Below are 15,806 nucleotides of genomic sequence, written 5' to 3'. Positions count from 1 at the left end.
GCCCCGCCCGACGGGGGTCGCGGACGTACGATCGACCCTTGGCCCACCCTTCCGGGCCCGACGGGAGCACCGACGTGACCGACCCGCCAGCGCCGAGCGAGCGCCCCACGCCCTGGTACCGACGACGCCGGGCCTGGGTGGTCGGCGTCGCGGGGACGGTCGTGGTCGCCACGGCGGCGGTGCTCGTCGTCCGCGCGGTCGGTGACGGAGCGGCCGCCGACCCCGGGGCGTCCGGGGCGCCCATGCCCTCGGTCGTCAGCGTGAGCGAGCCCGGGGCGGCCCCGGTGTGCGGGTTCCCGGTGGTCGACAAGATCACGCACGACGGCGTCGACCCGGCGGACCTGGGCGGTCGCCGGGACGTCGTCGACGACGTCGCGACCCTGACGGACGGCACCGTCCTCTCGATGCGGGTCCGGGACGGGCTCGCGTACGTCCTGGAGTGGGACCGGTCGAGCGCCTACCGCGTGACCCGCTACGACGTGGCGACGGGCGAGGCGAAGGGCACGACGGACTTCGAGCTGCAGCTCGACGAGGGCAACGAGGCGTTCAGCCCCGAGCAGTTCGAGGTCGACGCCGACGGCGGGATCTACTTCCTCGACACGCTCATGCAGCGCCGCGACCTGGTCCGCTTCGAGCCCGACGGCACCCGGTCCTGGACGACGCACCTGCCCGAGGGCGACCAGACCGAGGGCGGGGTCCTCGACCTGTACGGCATGGCGATGTGGGACGACCTCGACGGGCGGCCCGTGATCGGGGTGCACGAGACCGAGCGCACCCTGCACCTCGTGGGGACCGACGGGAAGATCGTCGGCACGCGGGACGACTTCCCGGGCCAGGTGCTGGGGCAGCTCCCGGACGGCGGGCTGGTGCTCGAGTCGTCGGGGACGTCGGACGCGGGGGCCACCGACGACCTGACGGTCCTCGACCAGGACGGGGCCGAGGAGCTGCACCTCGGCGCGACCGCGAACGGCAAGTGGGCGTTCGCCAAGCCGTCGCAGCACTGGTTCGACTCCGTGGTCGGCGTCGCGCCGGCCCCCGACGGCGACGGGCTCGTGGTGATCGAGGACGGTCTCGGGTTCGAGCACGTGGGCGCGGACGGCGTCCGCCGCGGCGTCTGGCCCGACGCGCGCGCCGACCTCGACGCGGACTTCACGCTCCTCGACGGGTCGCCCCTCGTGCTCGACGACGGCACGTACTACGCGCTGACGACGAGCGAGGGGGCCGTCGCGCTCACCGCCGTCACGGCCGACCGCATGGCCTACCAGCTCGGCGCGCCCGTGAAGTACAACGCGATCAACGACGGGTTCCTCTCCGTCATGGGCGCGGGGGCCGGGCTCGTCACGGACGAGGTCTACAACTACTTCCCGCCGGGCGAGGAGCCCGCGGTCCGCCTGAGCCTCGACGACTCGTGGGGGCGCTGGGCCGACCGGTACGAGCTGCGCTTCCAGGTGCGGGGCGACCCGCGGGTGTTCGACCCGGTCGTGGGTGACGAGCAGGTCGTCGACCTCCCTGCCGACGGCGGGGACGTGCCCGTGACGCTGCCCGCCGCACGGCCCGGGGTCTACGAGGTCGACGCGGCGCTGGTCGACCGGGAGAGCGGCGACCCGGTCTCGGGGACGTGCCTGCGCTACACGGTCGGGGCCCCGGGTGCCCCGCTCGACCTCGCCGGGCTGGCCGACGGCGCCGACTGGGGCGGGGCCTCCGTCCTGCGCGGGGTGCAGCTCGCCGACCAGCTCGGCGTGGGCAGCTTCCGCTGGCAGCTCGACTTCGGGGCGATCGTGCCCGACCCGACCGGCACCCCGAGCGCCGACGGGCTCGTCTGGGACTCGCTCCCGAGCGCCGGCGTGCCCGAGCCCGAGGAAGGGGCCGAGGCCGACCCGTTCGCCGAGCTCCAGACTGCTGCGGCGCTCTCGGACGCCAGCGGGGTCACGCTGACGCTGCAGCTCGGGTCGGGCGGCGAGGCCGAGCGGGCCGCGGTCGACGCTGGCACCTGGGAGGGCTGGTCGCGCGAGATCGTCGCGGCGATCGCTCAGGAGGCGCCGGGGATCGTGGCCTGGCAGCCGTGGAACGAGCCCAACAACACGGGCTTCGACGACGGCGCACAGTACGAGGAGCAGATCGGTGCGCCGTTCGCGGCCGGGGCGCGCGCCGCGTTCCCGGGCGTCCGGATCGTCGGCGGGAACACCCTGGGCATCGTGCCCGAGTGGTGGGCCGCGCTCGTCGAGGCCGGCGGGTGCGCCTCGATGGACGTCGTCGGGATCCACCCCTACACGGGCCTCAACCGCTCGTGGGAGGAGCAGGGGTTCTCGCAGCCGGGCGACGACCTGGACGCGCTGCGCGAGGCCCTCGCCCCGTGCGGGGACCTGCCCGTCTGGGACACCGAGTCCGGCTGGTGGTCCGACGGCGTCGCGAACTTCTGGGCGGGCGGCTCGGACGTCGCGCGCAAGCTCCTCTGGTACGGGTCCGAGGGGATCGACGAGTGGACGTACTTCTTCTCCGAGGGGGGATTCGGGGAGTCGGGCAACTCGTGGTCGCTCGTCCAGTACGGCAGCTACGTCAAGCCGTCCGGGGCGGCGTTCGCCGCGACGTCGGCCCTGCTCGCCCCCTACGGGGCGCCCACTTTCGTCGAGACGGGCGCGCCCGGCACGTTCGCGGCCTCGGCCGAGGGGCCGGCGGGCGAGCAGCTGCTCGCGGTCTGGGGCGACGACCTGACGACCACGCTGCGCGTCACGGCCGACGGCGGCCCGGGCACGCTGCGGGTGGTCGACCAGTACGGGGCCGAGACGAGCCTCGAGGTCGGCCCGGACGGTGCCGACCTCCCGGTCACGGGAGCGCCCGTCTTCCTCGTGGGTGCGCCGGGCCAGGCGCTCGCGGTCGAGGCCACTCGGCCCTTCGGCCCGGACCTCCTGGCCGGGCGGCCCGTCACGGCCACCTCGACCCACGAGGAGGCCGACGCCCAGGTCGTGACGTCCGGGACGTTCGACGTGCGCGACCCGTGGCGGTCAGGTCGCCTCGCGGACGACGTCGTCGACGAGGACCCGTCGGTGACCGTGACGACCGACGGGCCGCAGACGATCGACCGGATCGGCGTCGCGACGGCCGGGATCCGGTGCTGCAGCATGGGCCTGCGGGACTACACCGTCTCGGTCCAGCTCCCCGACGGCACCTGGCAGGACGTGGTCCAGCAGAAGGACCAGTTCTCCGACCGGGTCGCCGTGTTCGATATCGACCCGGTCGAGGTCACCGCGGTGCGTGTCTCGGTGCCCATGACGACCGAGCGAGGAGTTCCCGTGCTCGCGGCGAACTACTCGGGCGTCGTGGGCGGGCTGCACCCGTCCTTCCTGCCGCTCAGCACCGAGAGCGCGTACGTCGCGACCGTGAGCGCGCTCCAGGCCTGGGGCCCCGGGACCTGACCCGCGTCAGCGCGCGGCCACGGCCCGCCACACGGCCGCGTGCTGCGCCGCGCTGCGCTCCCACGTGAAGTTGGCCGAGCGGGCCCGGCCGCGCTCGACCATGGCCGCGACCTCCGGGTCGTCGGAGAGCGCGAACAGGGTCGCCTGGGCGATCTCGTCGGGCGTCGGGTCCACGAGCAGCCCGCCGTCGCCCACGACCTCGGGCAGCGAGCTCGTGCGTGCCGCGACCACGGGCACCCCCGCGGCCATGCCCTCGAGCGCGGGCAGGCCGAAGCCCTCGTAGTGCGAGGGGACCACGACGACGGCGGCGCCCGCGACCAGACCCGGCATGACGTCGTCGGGCAGGCGGCCCACGAGGCGCGTGCCGGCGAGCGCGCCGAACAGCGCGTCGCGCCGGGCGTTGCGCGGACCGCTCATGACGAGCGTCAGGTCCGGGCGCGCGCTGTGGATCAGCGGCCACGCCGCGGCGAGGCTCTCGAGGTTCTTGCGCCGCGAGGCGCCGCCCGCGTGCAGCACGTACGGGCCGGTGATGCCCAGCGCGTCGAGCGCCGCGGCGTCGAGGGGCGGCGTGCGGAAGTAGCGCTCGTCGACCCCGTTGTAGGCGACGTGCGGGCGCTCGACGCCGAGCAGCTCGGCAATCTCGTCCGCGCTGAACTCGGAGACCGTGACGACGGCCGCCGCGCGCCGGGCCTCCTCGGCGGCTGCGCGCACCGGGCGGGACTCGTCGTCGAACCGCCAGGACACCACGTCCTGGATGGTGACGACGTCGCGCGTGGGGTGCGGGGGCAGCTCGAGCCCGACGCGGTGCACGACGGCGCCGCGCGGATACACGACCCGGCCCGCGGCCCTGCGGAGCGCGGGCGAGGCCGTGCCGAGGCGGGAGAGCGGGAGGCGGAGCGTGCCCGGCAGGGGCGAGCGCAGCGAGCGGGCGACGGTGCGCTTCACGGTCCAGTCCTCGGCCCGTGCGGGAGCCTGCGACGCGGTGGGTGAAACCGTGCCCGCGGGGGGTGCCGAGAGGGCTCGGGCCGCCCGGGTGGCGACCTCCTCCTGATAAACTTGCGCGCCCATGGGCACCTCAACCGCGACGGTCGCGATCACCAGCTGCGGCATGCGGGGAGTCCGTTCTCTCGCGGCACGGGAAGTGCCCCACTCTAGCGGCGCGCCGCGCCCCGACCACGGTCTCCAGGGGGCGAAATGAGTCCCCGCACCGCGCTCGTCACCAGCTCCTACGCGCCCCGCACGGGCGGCGTCGAGACCCACGTCCAGCACGTCGCGCGCGTGCTCGCCGCACGCGGCGAGACGGTCGAGGTGTGGGCCGTCGACCAGGGCGAGCACCTCGGGACCCGCGTGCTCGACGGCGTCACGGTCCGCTACCTGCCGACGCCCCAGCCCTCGCGCGGCGCGCGCGGCGTCCTGTCCTTCGCGGTCCGCTGGCCCGCCGCCGCTTGGCGATGGTCCCGCGCGTACCGCTCGCTGCGCCCCGACGTCCTGCACGTGCAGTGCTTCGGCCCCAACGGCGTCTACGCCACGGCCCTGGGGCGCGTCACCCGCACGCCGCTCGTCGTCAGCTCGCACGGCGAGACGTTCGCGGACGACCACGACGCGCTCGGCACGTCCTGGTGGATGCGCACCTGGTTCGGCGCAGCCCTCGCGCGTGCGGACGCCGTGACGGGCTGCTCGACGATCGTCACCGAGGACCTGGCCGAGCGCTTCGGGTACGAGGGCGCCGTCGTCGTGCCGAACGGGGTCGAGCTGGGTGCGGGCGCCGCCGACCCTGTGGCCGCCGGGGCGGCTGCCGACCCTGTGGCCGCCGCCGACGCGACCGAACCCGTGCTGCTCGCCGTCGGCCGCGTCGAGCACGTCAAGGGCTTCGACCTGCTGCTCGAAGCCTTCGCGGCGTCGGACCTCAAGGACCGGGCCCGGCTCACGATCGTGGGCGACGGGTCGGAGCTCGCGGAGCTGCGGCGTCGGGCGCGGACGCTCGGGGTCGAGGACCGCGTGTCCTTCCCCGGGATGCTGGGGCCGGACGCCGTCGCCGAGGCGCTCGCGGCGGCCACGGTCGTGGTCGTGCCGAGCCGCAAGGAGGCCGCGTCGATCGTCGTGCTCGAAGCCTGGCGGGCCGGGCGCCCCGTGGTGGGCACCGTGCTCGGAGGGCCCCGCACGCTCCTCACCGACGGCGTCGACGGCCTGCTCGTCGACCCCCGGGACGCCGCGGCGCTCGCGGGCGCGATCGGGTCGCTGCTCGACGCGCCGGACCTCGCGGCCGCGCTCGGGGCCGCGGGCCGCCGCGAGGTCGAGCGCTACACGTGGGAGGCCGTCGTGGACCGGTACGACGACGTCTACGCGCGCGTCCTGAGATCCCGGTCCGCCCGGCGAGCGCGCGCGCCGAGGTAGAACCCCCTGCGCGAGGTAGAACTCAGCGGGCACTACCTCGACGCAGGAGGTTCTACCTCGCGGGCGACGACCCGCTTCGGCTCCGGCCATATCGTTGCGGGGTGACGGACGCACGGATCGCTCGGCAGTTCATGGCGCTCACTTTTCTGATCGCCTATGGGCTCTCCGGTGGGCTGATCGTGGCGGCCCGCTTCGGCTACGAGGTGAACAACGTCGTCACCACGGTTCCCGAGCTCCTGGCGAACGTGCCGTTCGCGATCTACATCCTCTCGCCCGCGATCGCCTCCTACGTCGTCCTGCGAGCGAACCGCAAGGTCTCGGGTCTCTGGGAGTGGCTGAGGGTCGTGTTCGCAGCCCGGGGCCGCCCCGCGGGGTATCTGTTCGCCTTCTTCGCGCTCGCGGTGTACTTCTCGCTCCACCTGCTGGTCTCCGGTCCCTCCGTGCACGCAGTTCCGTGGTTCATGTTCTTCCTGTCGTTGCCGGGCAATCTCGTCATCGGCGGCATGGAGGAGGCCGGCTGGATGACCGCGCTGCAGCCCGGGCTCGATCGGCGGTGGGGATTCGTCACGTCCTCGCTGGTGGTCGGGGTCGTCTGGCTCCTCTGGCACGTGCCGCTCTTCTTCATTCCTGGCACGAACCACGAGTCTGGTCTGATCGACTTCTGGATGTTCGCGGTCCAGATCATGGCGTTCCGCTTCCTCTACGGCGCGATCTTCAGGGTGTCGGGTACGAACGGGGTGTTCCTGTGCATCCTCAGCCACACGGTGTTCAACGCCGCCAGCTTCACTCTCGGCATCCCGCCGACGACCTGGACGGGCACCCTCGCTGCCAACGCGGCGGTGGTGATCCTTGCCCTCGCGTCGGTGACGCTCTCCCACAGGTCTCGGGCGAGTCGTCGATGGCGCGTCGCGCCCTGAGGATCACTCAGGGGCGGCCCGGCGAGAGCACGGCACGGCCGCGAACCGACCTCGTCAGCCCGACGAGGCCACCGGCAGCGTCCGGCGCTGCGTGAGCGCGAGCACCAGGCACGTGAGCGCCCCCACGAGCGCGAGGGAGGCGACGACGTCGCTCGGGCGGTGCGCGTGCTCGAGCAGCGACGCGACGCACGCCACGAGGCTCACGACCACGGCCCACGCCACGAGCGCTCCCGAGCGGCGCGGCCACAGGAACAGGACCGCGACGCACAGCGCGGCCGTCACCGCGACGTGCCCCGAGGGCAGGGTGTTCTGGGGGTAGGCGAGGTCGGCGAGGTCCGGCCGGTCGAGCGCCCCGTCGCGGAGCCAGCGGGCGAGCGGGACCGTGACGACCACGACGGCCACGGCGCGCGCGACGCCCCGCCACCGGCGGGCCCGCAGCGCGAGCACCCCGAGGACCGCGCACACGACCCCGAGCGCCACGGGCAGGGCCGGTCGCAGGACCTGCGCGAACGACCCGAGGAACGGGTTGAGCTGCTGCCACGAGACGAACGCGCCGTTGTCGAGCTGCTGCCCCGTGAGCGTGCGGACGGTCACGACGTACGTCGCGGCGAACACCGCGCCCAGCAGGATCGCCCCGGCGAGCAGGAGCGGGACGCGTGCCGACCGCCCGCGGCGGGTGCCGACGTCGTGCAGCTCGTCCGTGGTCACGGGCAGCCTTCCTGGGAGTGCGTCGGGCGACCCCTGGGAGGCGCCTGCGGGCAGCTGCGATCACTGTCGGACGACGACGGCGCGCGGTGGGGAATCCGGTCGGGTGAAATCAGTGCTCCCACTGTGGCCCCGGCGTCGTTCGGTGTCTACCGTCGTACTGCAGATGCCCCGGGCACCGATCTCGCGAGGTCCAGGGAAAGCGATCGCCGGACGACAGAGGGTCCTTCATGGCACGTAGTCGTGTGCTGAGCATCATCGACCTGACGGATCAGGAGATCGAGGCGTGGCGGGCGCTCGCAGCCCGCGCCGCCGAGCCCAACCCGTACTTCGAGCCCGAGATGCTGGTGCCCGCGGTGCGCGAGCTCAGCGGTGGGTCCGGGCTGCGGCTCCTGGTCGTCGACGAGGTCCCGGGCGGGGCCGCGGGCCCGGGTGTCGGGGACCTCAGTGGGGCCCAGCCAGGCGGCTGGTGGGCCGCGCTCCCGTTCGAGATGGTCCCGGGCGACAAGCACTGGCCGTGGCGGCACGCCTCGACCGGGTCGGACTTCCTGGCGCTGTACTGCCCGCTGGGCACGCCGCTGGTCGACGGAGCGCGCGTCGACGAGGCCGTCGAGGCGCTGGTGGACGCGTTCCACGAGCGACGCCGCGAGCTCGGGCAGGCGATCGACCTGCACCTGCTGGTGCAGGACGGGCGGGTCGGCCGGCGGCTCGAAGAGGTGTGCCGGGAGCGAGGCGTCCCCGTGCACACGTGGGGTGGCGACCCCCGCGGAGCGGTCCGGTTCGACGAGGGGGAGTCCGGGAGCTGGGCCGAGCGTATGCCTCGCGGCAAGTCGCTCGCGCGCGGCCGCCGGCGCCTCGAGCGCGCGGTGGGCGAGACGCTGGTCCTGGAGGACCGGGGGGACGACCCCGAGATCGCGAAGGCGTTCCTCGACTTCGAGCAGCAGGGGTGGAAGGGCGACGCGTCGCGCGGCGGCATGGGGTTCCGGAGCCGCCGGGGTGGGCAGGAGTGGTTCACGCAGATGCTCGCGGGCTTCGCCGAGACCGGGCGGGCGCACGTGTTCGCTCTCGTCGCCGGAGGGGTCCTGCTGCACATGGCGGTGATCGTGTGCACGGGGTCCACGGCGTTCGGCTACTTCGACGTGTACAGCGAGGAGTGGGCCCGGTACGGACCGGGCGCGATCGGGCGCATGATGGCGTTGTCGTGGCTCGACGAGAACTCGGACGTCGAGGTGTTCGACAGCTCGATGAACCCCTCGCTGTACAAGGACGCGACGGACCTGTTCCCCGACCGGCTCACGATGGTCTCGTCGACCGTCGTCACGGGGGGCGTCGTCGCGCGCCTGACCATGCGGGTCATGCGCGCCGCCGCGCGCGTGGTGCGGCGCTTCCGGTGACGACCTTTGCGGGTGCCCCGGGCAAGGCCCGGGCGACGGGGGCCGACGTCGCGAGCCGGATCGTGCGCGTCGCCGACCTGGGCGCCGACGACCTCGCGGCCTGGCAGCGCCTCGCGGACTCTTCGCTCGAGCCCAACCCGTACTTCGAGCCCGCCGTCCTGGGCGCGGCCGCGCGCGGGCTGGGGGGCGGGCGTGCGGTCATGGCGCTCGTCGTGGCCGACGGGTCGGGCTGGCTCGCGTTCCTCCCGTTCGAGACGGTGGGCCGGAACCGGTTGTGGCCCGCGCGGCACGCGAGCCTCGACGGGCCGTTCGTCGAGCGGTTCGCGGCGCTGCGCGCGCCCCTCGTGGACGCGGCCCGCCCGCGGCTCGCGGTCGCGTCGCTGGTCGAGGCCCTCCATGCCCGACGGCGAGCGCTCGGCCAGGCGGTCGACCTGCCGTTGCTGAGGGCGTCGGGGGAGACGACGACGTTGCTGCTGGAGGCCTTCGCCCGTGCCGGGATGCCGGTGCGCGAGTGGGACCGGATCTCGCGCGGTGCGCTCGTGCCGGGGCCGGGGCCGGGGCCGGGGCCGGGGCAGGGGCAGGGGCCGGTGCGGGGGCCGGGGCCGGGGTCAGGGGCGGGCCAGGAGGCGGGCGACGTGCTCGGTCCGCACCTGTCCACCTCGCGGCGCAAGAACCTCCGGCGCGGGCGGCGACACCTCGTCGAGGAGCTCGGGCACGAGCTGCGGATCGTCGACGCGACGGACGAGCCGGACGTCGTCGAGCAGTTCCTCGACCTGGAGGCCGCAGGCTGGAAGGGCGACCGGGCCAAGGGAGGGGAGGCCCGGCGCGTGGTGCCCGGCGCCGCGGCGTGGTTCACGGGCCTGGTCGAGGCGTACCGCGAGCGCGGTGAGGCGCACGTGCTGCGGGTCGGTCCGGCCGGGGCGCCCGTGTACCTCGCGGTGCGCGTCCGGCGCGACGGTGTGGTCTTCTCGATCTCCGACGCCTACGACCCGGCCTGGTCGGCGCACTCACCCGGGGCGTGGGGACGGCTGCTCGGGATGCGCCTGCTGGCCGAGGTGCCCGGGACGGTTCTGGTCGACAGCTGCATCGACCCGCGCCGGTACCCCGACGAGACGCTGCTCTACCCGGACCGCGTGGACCTCGTCTCGGTCACGTGCGCCGTGGGGAGCTGGCCGTCGCGGGTGCTGCTGTCGGCGATCGTGGCGGCGGGGCGGGTCCGTAGGTGGGTGCGGGAGCGGCGGGGTTAGGCAACGAAGCGTGGCGGCTCATCGTCGTGTTGCAGCCAACTCGCGCCGAACTGCAACGGGATCACGCAGGATGAACCACTGCTGGTAGCGGTTCCTCAGAGCGGAGATGGCATGCAGAGGGTGTTGGCGAGGTATTGATGGCGTCACAACTACTCAGTCGCGCGGCGGCGAGAACTGCGGTGATGCGTCGACTCGACGGTCAGTTCAAGGCGCTGGGGATGAAGAGGTTGAGCGGCGCGCCTTCGGGGTGGGTGAGGTCGAACGACCAGGGCAAGGGTGCCGCCGTGTGGCTGCGATTTGAGACCGTTGGTCGGATGTTCTCGTTGATCGATGGTGGCGAAATGAGAAAGATGGCCTGCGTCGGTGCGGAGGGGGGCTACGGGCCGGTGGGATGGGAGATGTACAACATCGCGACGACCGTCTACAAGACGACGATGCTGCTCGATGTTCTCTCCGCGCCTGACCGCGAGCTGCTGCGGGAGAGTGCGGCTCGGGTTGTGCTGCCGCTGGCGAACCGTTCAGAGGATCCGTATCTAGATGATTCCAGGTATCTAGAGTGGCGACTGACGAACCGTGATGCCTTCTTTCCATTGCCTGACCTGGACTACGTGGATCGGTGGTGCGAGATGGCCGCGCCGGGGCTGCTCGACATTGCCCGGGAGCAGATTTCTAGGCTCTAGCACTGTGCGCCTCGACAACGCACGCGGGGGCCTCGCACGTCGCGGCCGCGCGCAGTTCTGATCCCACCCGCCATCTCACGAACCACCGCGCCCCCTGTCACCCCCTCGGCGTAACCTGGTGCTCGCACCCTCAGCCCGGACCGTCTTCACCTCGGTCCGGGCCGCTCGTGCTGTTCCGGCGCGCCCGCGCCTCGCTGCGGGTCGCGTCGAACGACGTCCACCCCTGCCCGGGCCTGCGCCCGTGGACGCCCACGCCGTCGGTGACTCTGCTCGAAGGAACTCATGAACCTCACCGGAATCCTGCCCGCCCTCCTGGCCGACCCGACCGCGCGTGCGGTCGTCGAGCACGTGCGCCTGCGGGGCGCGGTCGACGTCGTCGGACCGGTGGGCGTGCGCCCGCCGTTGCTCGCCGCGATGGCGGGGGCGACCGCGACCGGGGAGACCACCGGGGCAGAGAAGGGCGCCCCCGCCCAGGGCTCCCGCCCCCTCGTCGTCGTGACCGCGACGGGACGCGAGGCCGACGAGCTCGCCGCGAGCGTGCGCGCCTACCTGCCCGACGAGCTGGGCGACCTGGTCGCGGTCCTGCCCGCGTGGGAGACGCTGCCGCACGAGCGCCTGTCACCGCGCAGCGACACCGTCGCCAAGCGGCTCGCGGTGTTCCGGCGCCTCGCGCACCCGACCAGCGAGATCAGCCAGTCCGGCCCGGTGCGCGTGCTGGTCATGCCGGTGCGCGCCCTGCTGCAGCCGGTCGTCGAGGGCCTCGGCGACCTGGAGCCCGTCGAGCTCAGCACGGGCGAGACGGCCGACCTCACGGACGTCGCCGAGCGCCTGAGCGCGGCCGCCTACCAGCGCGTGGACATGGTCGAGCGGCGCGGCGAGTTCGCGGTGCGCGGCGGCATCCTCGACGTCTTCCCGCCCACCGAGGACCACCCCCTGCGCGTCGAGTTCTGGGGCGACGAGGTCACCGAGATCCGCTGGTTCGCGGTCGCGGACCAGCGCAGCCTGGAGATCGCGGACCACGGCGTGTGGGCGCCGCCGTGCCGCGAGATCCTCCTGACGGACGCGGTGCGCGCCCGGGCAGCCGAGCTCATCGAGACGCTCCCCGGCGCGACCGACATGCTCGACAAGCTCGCGGCCGGCATCGCCGTCGAGGGCATGGAGTCCCTCGCCCCGGTCCTCGTGGACCGCATGCTGCCTGTCCTGGACCTCGTCCCCGACGACGCCCTGCTGATCATCAACGACCCCGAGCGCGTGCGCCGACGCGCGCACGACCTCGTCGCGACGACCGAGGAGTTCCTCGCCGCCGCCTGGACGGGTGCCGCCGCGGGCGGCTCGACCCCGATCAACCTCTCGGCCGCGTCGTTCGAGACGTTCGCCGACGTCCACGACGTCGCCGAGCGTCGCGGCCTCGGGTGGTGGACGCTCAGCCCCTTCGGCCTCGACGAGGGCGCCACCCCCGACGGCGAGGCGCACCCGGGCGAGGCGCTCCCGGGAGGCGAGGGCCCGACGTCGGGCATGGGCACGGACGGCGTGACCACCTTCACCGTGCCCGCGCGCAACGTCGAGTCCTACCGCGGCGACGTCGAGCGGGCGCTCGACGACCTGCGCTCTCTCCAGCACGCGGGCTGGCGCCTGGTCCTGACGACCGAGGGTCACGGCCCCGCACGCCGCATGACCGAGCAGCTGTCCGCGGTCGACACCGCAGCGCGCCTGGTCGCGTCGATCGACACCGAGCCCGAGGGCGGCGTCGTGCTCGTGACGCCCGCGCCCGTGGGGCCGGGCTTCGTCGCGCCCGACCTGAAGCTCGCGGTGTTCAGCGAGTCGGACCTCACGGGGCGCCAGGGGTCGAGCACGCGCGACATGCGCAAGATGCCCTCGCGGCGGCGCAACGTCGTCGACCCCCTCGCACTGCGCGCGGGCGACTACGTGGTGCACGAGCAGCACGGCGTGGGGAAGTTCGTCGAGCTCGTGCAGCGCACGCTCGGCACGGGCGGCAACGCCGCGACGCGCGAGTACCTCGTCATCGAGTACGCGAGCAGCAAGCGCGGCCAGCCGGGCGACCGCCTGTTCGTGCCCTCCGACCAGCTCGACCAGGTCACCAAGTACACGGGCGGCGAGTCGCCCAGCCTGAACAAGATGGGCGGCTCGGACTGGGCCAAGACCAAGAGCCAGGCGCGCAAGCACGTCAAGGAGATCGCGGGCGAGCTCATCCGCCTCTACAGCGCCCGCATGGCGACGCAGGGGCACGCGTTCGGCCCCGACACCCCGTGGCAGCGCGAGCTCGAGGACGCGTTCGCGTACGTCGAGACGCCCGACCAGCTCGTCACGATCGACGAGGTCAAGGCCGACATGGAGAAGCCGGTCCCCATGGACCGGCTCGTGTGTGGCGACGTCGGGTACGGCAAGACCGAGATCGCGGTCCGCGCGGCGTTCAAGGCCGTGCAGGACGGCAAGCAGGTCGCGGTCCTCGTGCCCACGACGCTCCTGGTCCAGCAGCACTTCCAGACGTTCGCCGAGCGCTACTCGGCGTTCCCCGTGACGGTCAAGGCGCTCTCGCGCTTCCAGACCGAGGCCGAGTCCAAGGAGACGGTCGAGGGGCTCAAGGACGGGTCGGTCGACGTCGTGATCGGCACGCACCGCATCATCTCGGGGTCCATCAAGTTCAAGGACCTGGGCCTGGTCATCATCGACGAGGAGCAGCGGTTCGGCGTCGAGCACAAGGAGACGCTCAAGCAGCTCCGGACCAACGTCGACGTGCTCGCGATGAGCGCGACCCCCATCCCGCGCACGCTCGAGATGGCCGTCACGGGCATCCGTGAGATGTCGACGCTCGCGACCCCGCCCGAGGAGCGCCACCCCGTGCTCACGTACGTGGGCGCGTACGAGGAGAAGCAGATCTCTGCGTCGATCCGCCGCGAGCTGCTGCGCGAGGGCCAGGTGTTCTACGTGCACAACAAGGTCGAGACGATCGACCGCACGGCCCAGCGCCTGCGCGAGCTCGTCCCCGAGGCCCGCATCGGCGTCGCGCACGGCAAGATGGGCGAGGCCCAGCTCGACCAGACGATCACGGCGTTCTGGGAGAAGGAGCTCGACGTCCTGGTCTGCACCACGATCATCGAGACCGGCCTCGACATCTCCAACGCCAACACCCTCATCCTGGAGCGCGCCGACATGCTGGGCCTGTCCCAGCTCCACCAGCTCCGCGGTCGTGTGGGCCGTGGGCGCGAGCGCGCGTACGCGTACTTCCTGTACCCGCCCGAGCGCCCGCTGACCGACACCGCGCACGACCGCCTCGCGACCATGGCCGCCAACACGGACCTCGGCGCGGGCATGCAGATCGCCATGAAGGACCTCGAGATCCGCGGCGCGGGCAACCTGCTGGGCGGCGAGCAGTCGGGGCACATCGCGGGCGTCGGGTTCGACCTGTACGTGCGCATGGTCGGGGAGGCCGTGGCGTCGTTCAAGGGCGAGGTCGAGGAAGAAGCCCCCGAGGTCTCGATCGAGCTGCCCGTGGACGCGCACATCCCGCACGACTACATCGCGCACGAGCGCCTGCGCCTCGAGGCGTACCGCAAGATCGCGGCGGCCCAGGACGAGCCCGCGCTCGCCGAGGTGCGGGCCGAGCTCGTCGACCGCTACGGCGCGCTCCCGGAGGTCGTCGAGGCCCTGTTCGCCGTGGCCGACTTCCGCAACCACGCGCGCCGCGTCGGGCTCGCGGACGTCACGGCGCAGGGCAAGTTCGTGCGCTTCGCGCCCGTCGACCTCCCGGAGTCCGCCGAGCTGCGCCTCAAGCGCCTCTACCCGGGCACCATGCTCAAGCCCGCGATCCGCGCGTTCCTCGTCCCCTTCCCGACGACGGCGCGCATCGGAGGCCGTCCGCTGCGGGGCATGGAGGTGCTCGCCTGGGCGCGCCAGCTCATCGACGCGGTCATCACCGGCGACGTCAGCGCGGCGGCGTCGGTGGGGACGGCGAAGCGGTAGCCGTCTCCGGTGCGGCCGCCGGGGCCGGGGTGCGCCGCCGTCCCCAGCGGTTCACGATCAGGTGGCGGGCGGGCTCCTCGACGAACCGGTAGAGCGCGTAGGCCAGCACCGCGGCGGCGACCGTGATGACGACCGCGGCGAGCACCCCCGTCAGGGGGGTGTCGAGCACCCGACGGATCACGAGCTCGTGCACCAGGTAGAACGCGTACGACGCCGAGCCCGCGACGATCAGGACGCGGTGCGTCAGCACCGACCGCCGGCCCCGCAGGTCGCGCTCGGCGCAGAGCATGAGGAACAGCGCGAACGGCAGGACGAGTGCGACCCGGGCCACGGCCTCGGTCGCGTGCGTGAGCTCGGCCGCGACGAGCACCGCGGCGAGGATCCCGAGCACCCCGGCCCACGGGACCCGTGACCGGTGGCCCTCGACGAACGCGAGCCCCGCGACGACGCCCAGCACGAACTCGGGGAACCGGGCGAGGGGGAAGTGGTAGAGCACCTGGTACGTCGTGGGGGCCGCGACCGTCGCGACGAGCGGGATCGCGAGCGCCACGAGGGTCACCACGAGCCGGGTCCGTGGCGACCAGCGCCGCAGCAGCGGCAGGAGGAACGGGAAGGCGAGGTAGAACGCGAGCTCGCACGACAGCGACCACGCGACGCCGTTGAGCCCGTACACGACCGTGGGGTCCAGGGACCAGGCCTGGAGCAGCAGGACGTTGGCGCCGATGATGCGCCCGGTCACGGGCGGGCTGCCCAGGACCAGGGCGATGACGAGGGCCGCGACCAGCGTCACGAGGTGGTCGGGGTAGATCCGCGCGACGCGGCGCAGGTAGAAGCCGCTGCGGGGGAGCGCGGGGTTGGCGGTCCACGTGAGGATGAAGCCCGAGAGCACGAAGAACAGCGCGACCCCGGTGCTGCCGTAGTACGCCCCGGGGATGTCGAGCACCTGCCAGTAGTCCAGGTGGAACACCAGGACCGCCGCGGCGGCGACCGCGCGGATCGCCGTGAGGGAGGGGAGCTGGCGCGGGGCGCTGCTCGTCTCCGCCGGAGTCGTCATCGAGGTCCCCTGCCGCTGGTG

General features: G+C 73.3%; 10 protein-coding genes. 7 read left to right on the top strand and 3 right to left on the bottom strand.

The features are described 5' to 3' along the window. Positions 1-38 precede the first annotated feature (38 nt). Positions 39-3,413: a hypothetical protein gene (locus H9640_RS12330; RefSeq protein WP_191791004.1), complete on the top strand. Its 3,375-nt coding sequence runs from the start codon at positions 39-41 to the stop codon at positions 3,411-3,413. 6 nt (positions 3,414-3,419) lie between these two features. Here H9640_RS12330 and H9640_RS12325 read toward each other — a convergent pair whose 3' ends face one another. Beyond that, positions 3,420-4,523 (bottom strand): glycosyltransferase family 4 protein, encoded by a 1,104-nt coding sequence (locus H9640_RS12325; RefSeq protein WP_191791003.1) that lies wholly within the window; start codon positions 4,521-4,523, stop codon positions 3,420-3,422. Between the two features lie 84 nt (positions 4,524-4,607). Here H9640_RS12325 and H9640_RS12320 point away from each other — a divergent pair, with 84 nt between their 5' ends. Further along, a complete protein-coding gene (locus H9640_RS12320) occupies positions 4,608-5,807 on the top strand; it encodes a glycosyltransferase family 4 protein (RefSeq protein ID WP_191791002.1) in 1,200 nt (399 codons plus the stop codon). A 101-nt stretch (positions 5,808-5,908) separates the two neighbouring features. Beyond that, the gene (locus H9640_RS19670) at positions 5,909-6,724 is read left to right on the top strand and encodes a CPBP family intramembrane glutamic endopeptidase (RefSeq protein WP_191791001.1); all 816 of its coding nucleotides are present in this window, start codon (positions 5,909-5,911) and stop codon (positions 6,722-6,724) included. Positions 6,725-6,778: 54 nt separating this feature from the next. On the opposite strand, the gene H9640_RS19665 is transcribed toward H9640_RS19670, so the two are convergent. Next, positions 6,779-7,432, bottom strand: a complete 654-nt coding sequence (locus tag H9640_RS19665) for a phosphatase PAP2 family protein (protein ID WP_191791000.1) — start codon at positions 7,430-7,432, stop codon at positions 6,779-6,781. A 227-nt stretch (positions 7,433-7,659) separates the two neighbouring features. On the opposite strand from H9640_RS19665, the gene H9640_RS12305 reads away from it, so the two are divergent. The 4 genes from H9640_RS12305 (at position 7,660) to mfd (ending at position 14,731) form a co-directional block, all read left to right on the top strand. Further along, a complete protein-coding gene (locus H9640_RS12305; RefSeq protein ID WP_191790999.1) occupies positions 7,660-8,823 on the top strand; it encodes a GNAT family N-acetyltransferase in 1,164 nt (387 codons plus the stop codon). Continuing rightward, entirely contained in the window at positions 8,820-10,070 is a 1,251-nt protein-coding gene (locus H9640_RS12300; RefSeq protein WP_191790997.1) for a GNAT family N-acetyltransferase, read from the top strand. Before H9640_RS12305 ends, H9640_RS12300 begins: the two co-directional genes overlap by 4 nt. A 182-nt stretch (positions 10,071-10,252) precedes the next feature. Continuing rightward, complete coding sequence (locus tag H9640_RS12295) at positions 10,253-10,750, top strand: hypothetical protein (RefSeq protein ID WP_191790995.1); 498 nt, start codon at positions 10,253-10,255, stop codon at positions 10,748-10,750. Positions 10,751-11,032: 282 nt separating this feature from the next. Next, on the top strand, positions 11,033-14,731 hold the full coding sequence (mfd, locus tag H9640_RS12290; protein ID WP_191790993.1) for a transcription-repair coupling factor: 3,699 nt from the start codon (positions 11,033-11,035) through the stop codon (positions 14,729-14,731). Here mfd and H9640_RS12285 read toward each other — a convergent pair. Continuing rightward, a complete protein-coding gene (locus H9640_RS12285) occupies positions 14,694-15,785 on the bottom strand; it encodes an acyltransferase family protein (RefSeq protein WP_191790992.1) in 1,092 nt (363 codons plus the stop codon). The two genes, mfd and H9640_RS12285, sit on opposite strands and share 38 nt — an antisense overlap. Between the last annotated feature and the right edge of the window lie 21 nt (positions 15,786-15,806).

It is taken from the genome of Oerskovia gallyi (assembly GCF_014836745.1).
GTDB lineage: Bacteria > Actinomycetota > Actinomycetes > Actinomycetales > Cellulomonadaceae > Oerskovia > Oerskovia paurometabola.
This window is presented reverse-complemented; position numbering and strand designations above follow the sequence as displayed.

Coding starts and splice junctions, on each gene's coding strand:
- H9640_RS12325 (WP_191791003.1), bottom strand. CDS start 4,523: ATGCCGCAGCTGGTGATCGCGACCGTCGCGGTTGAGGTGCCCATGGGC.
- H9640_RS12320 (WP_191791002.1), top strand. CDS start 4,608: ATGAGTCCCCGCACCGCGCTCGTCACCAGCTCCTACGCGCCCCGCACG.
- H9640_RS12305 (WP_191790999.1), top strand. CDS start 7,660: ATGGCACGTAGTCGTGTGCTGAGCATCATCGACCTGACGGATCAGGAG.
- H9640_RS12295 (WP_191790995.1), top strand. CDS start 10,253: ATGCGTCGACTCGACGGTCAGTTCAAGGCGCTGGGGATGAAGAGGTTG.
- mfd (WP_191790993.1), top strand. CDS start 11,033: ATGAACCTCACCGGAATCCTGCCCGCCCTCCTGGCCGACCCGACCGCG.
- H9640_RS12285 (WP_191790992.1), bottom strand. CDS start 15,785: ATGACGACTCCGGCGGAGACGAGCAGCGCCCCGCGCCAGCTCCCCTCC.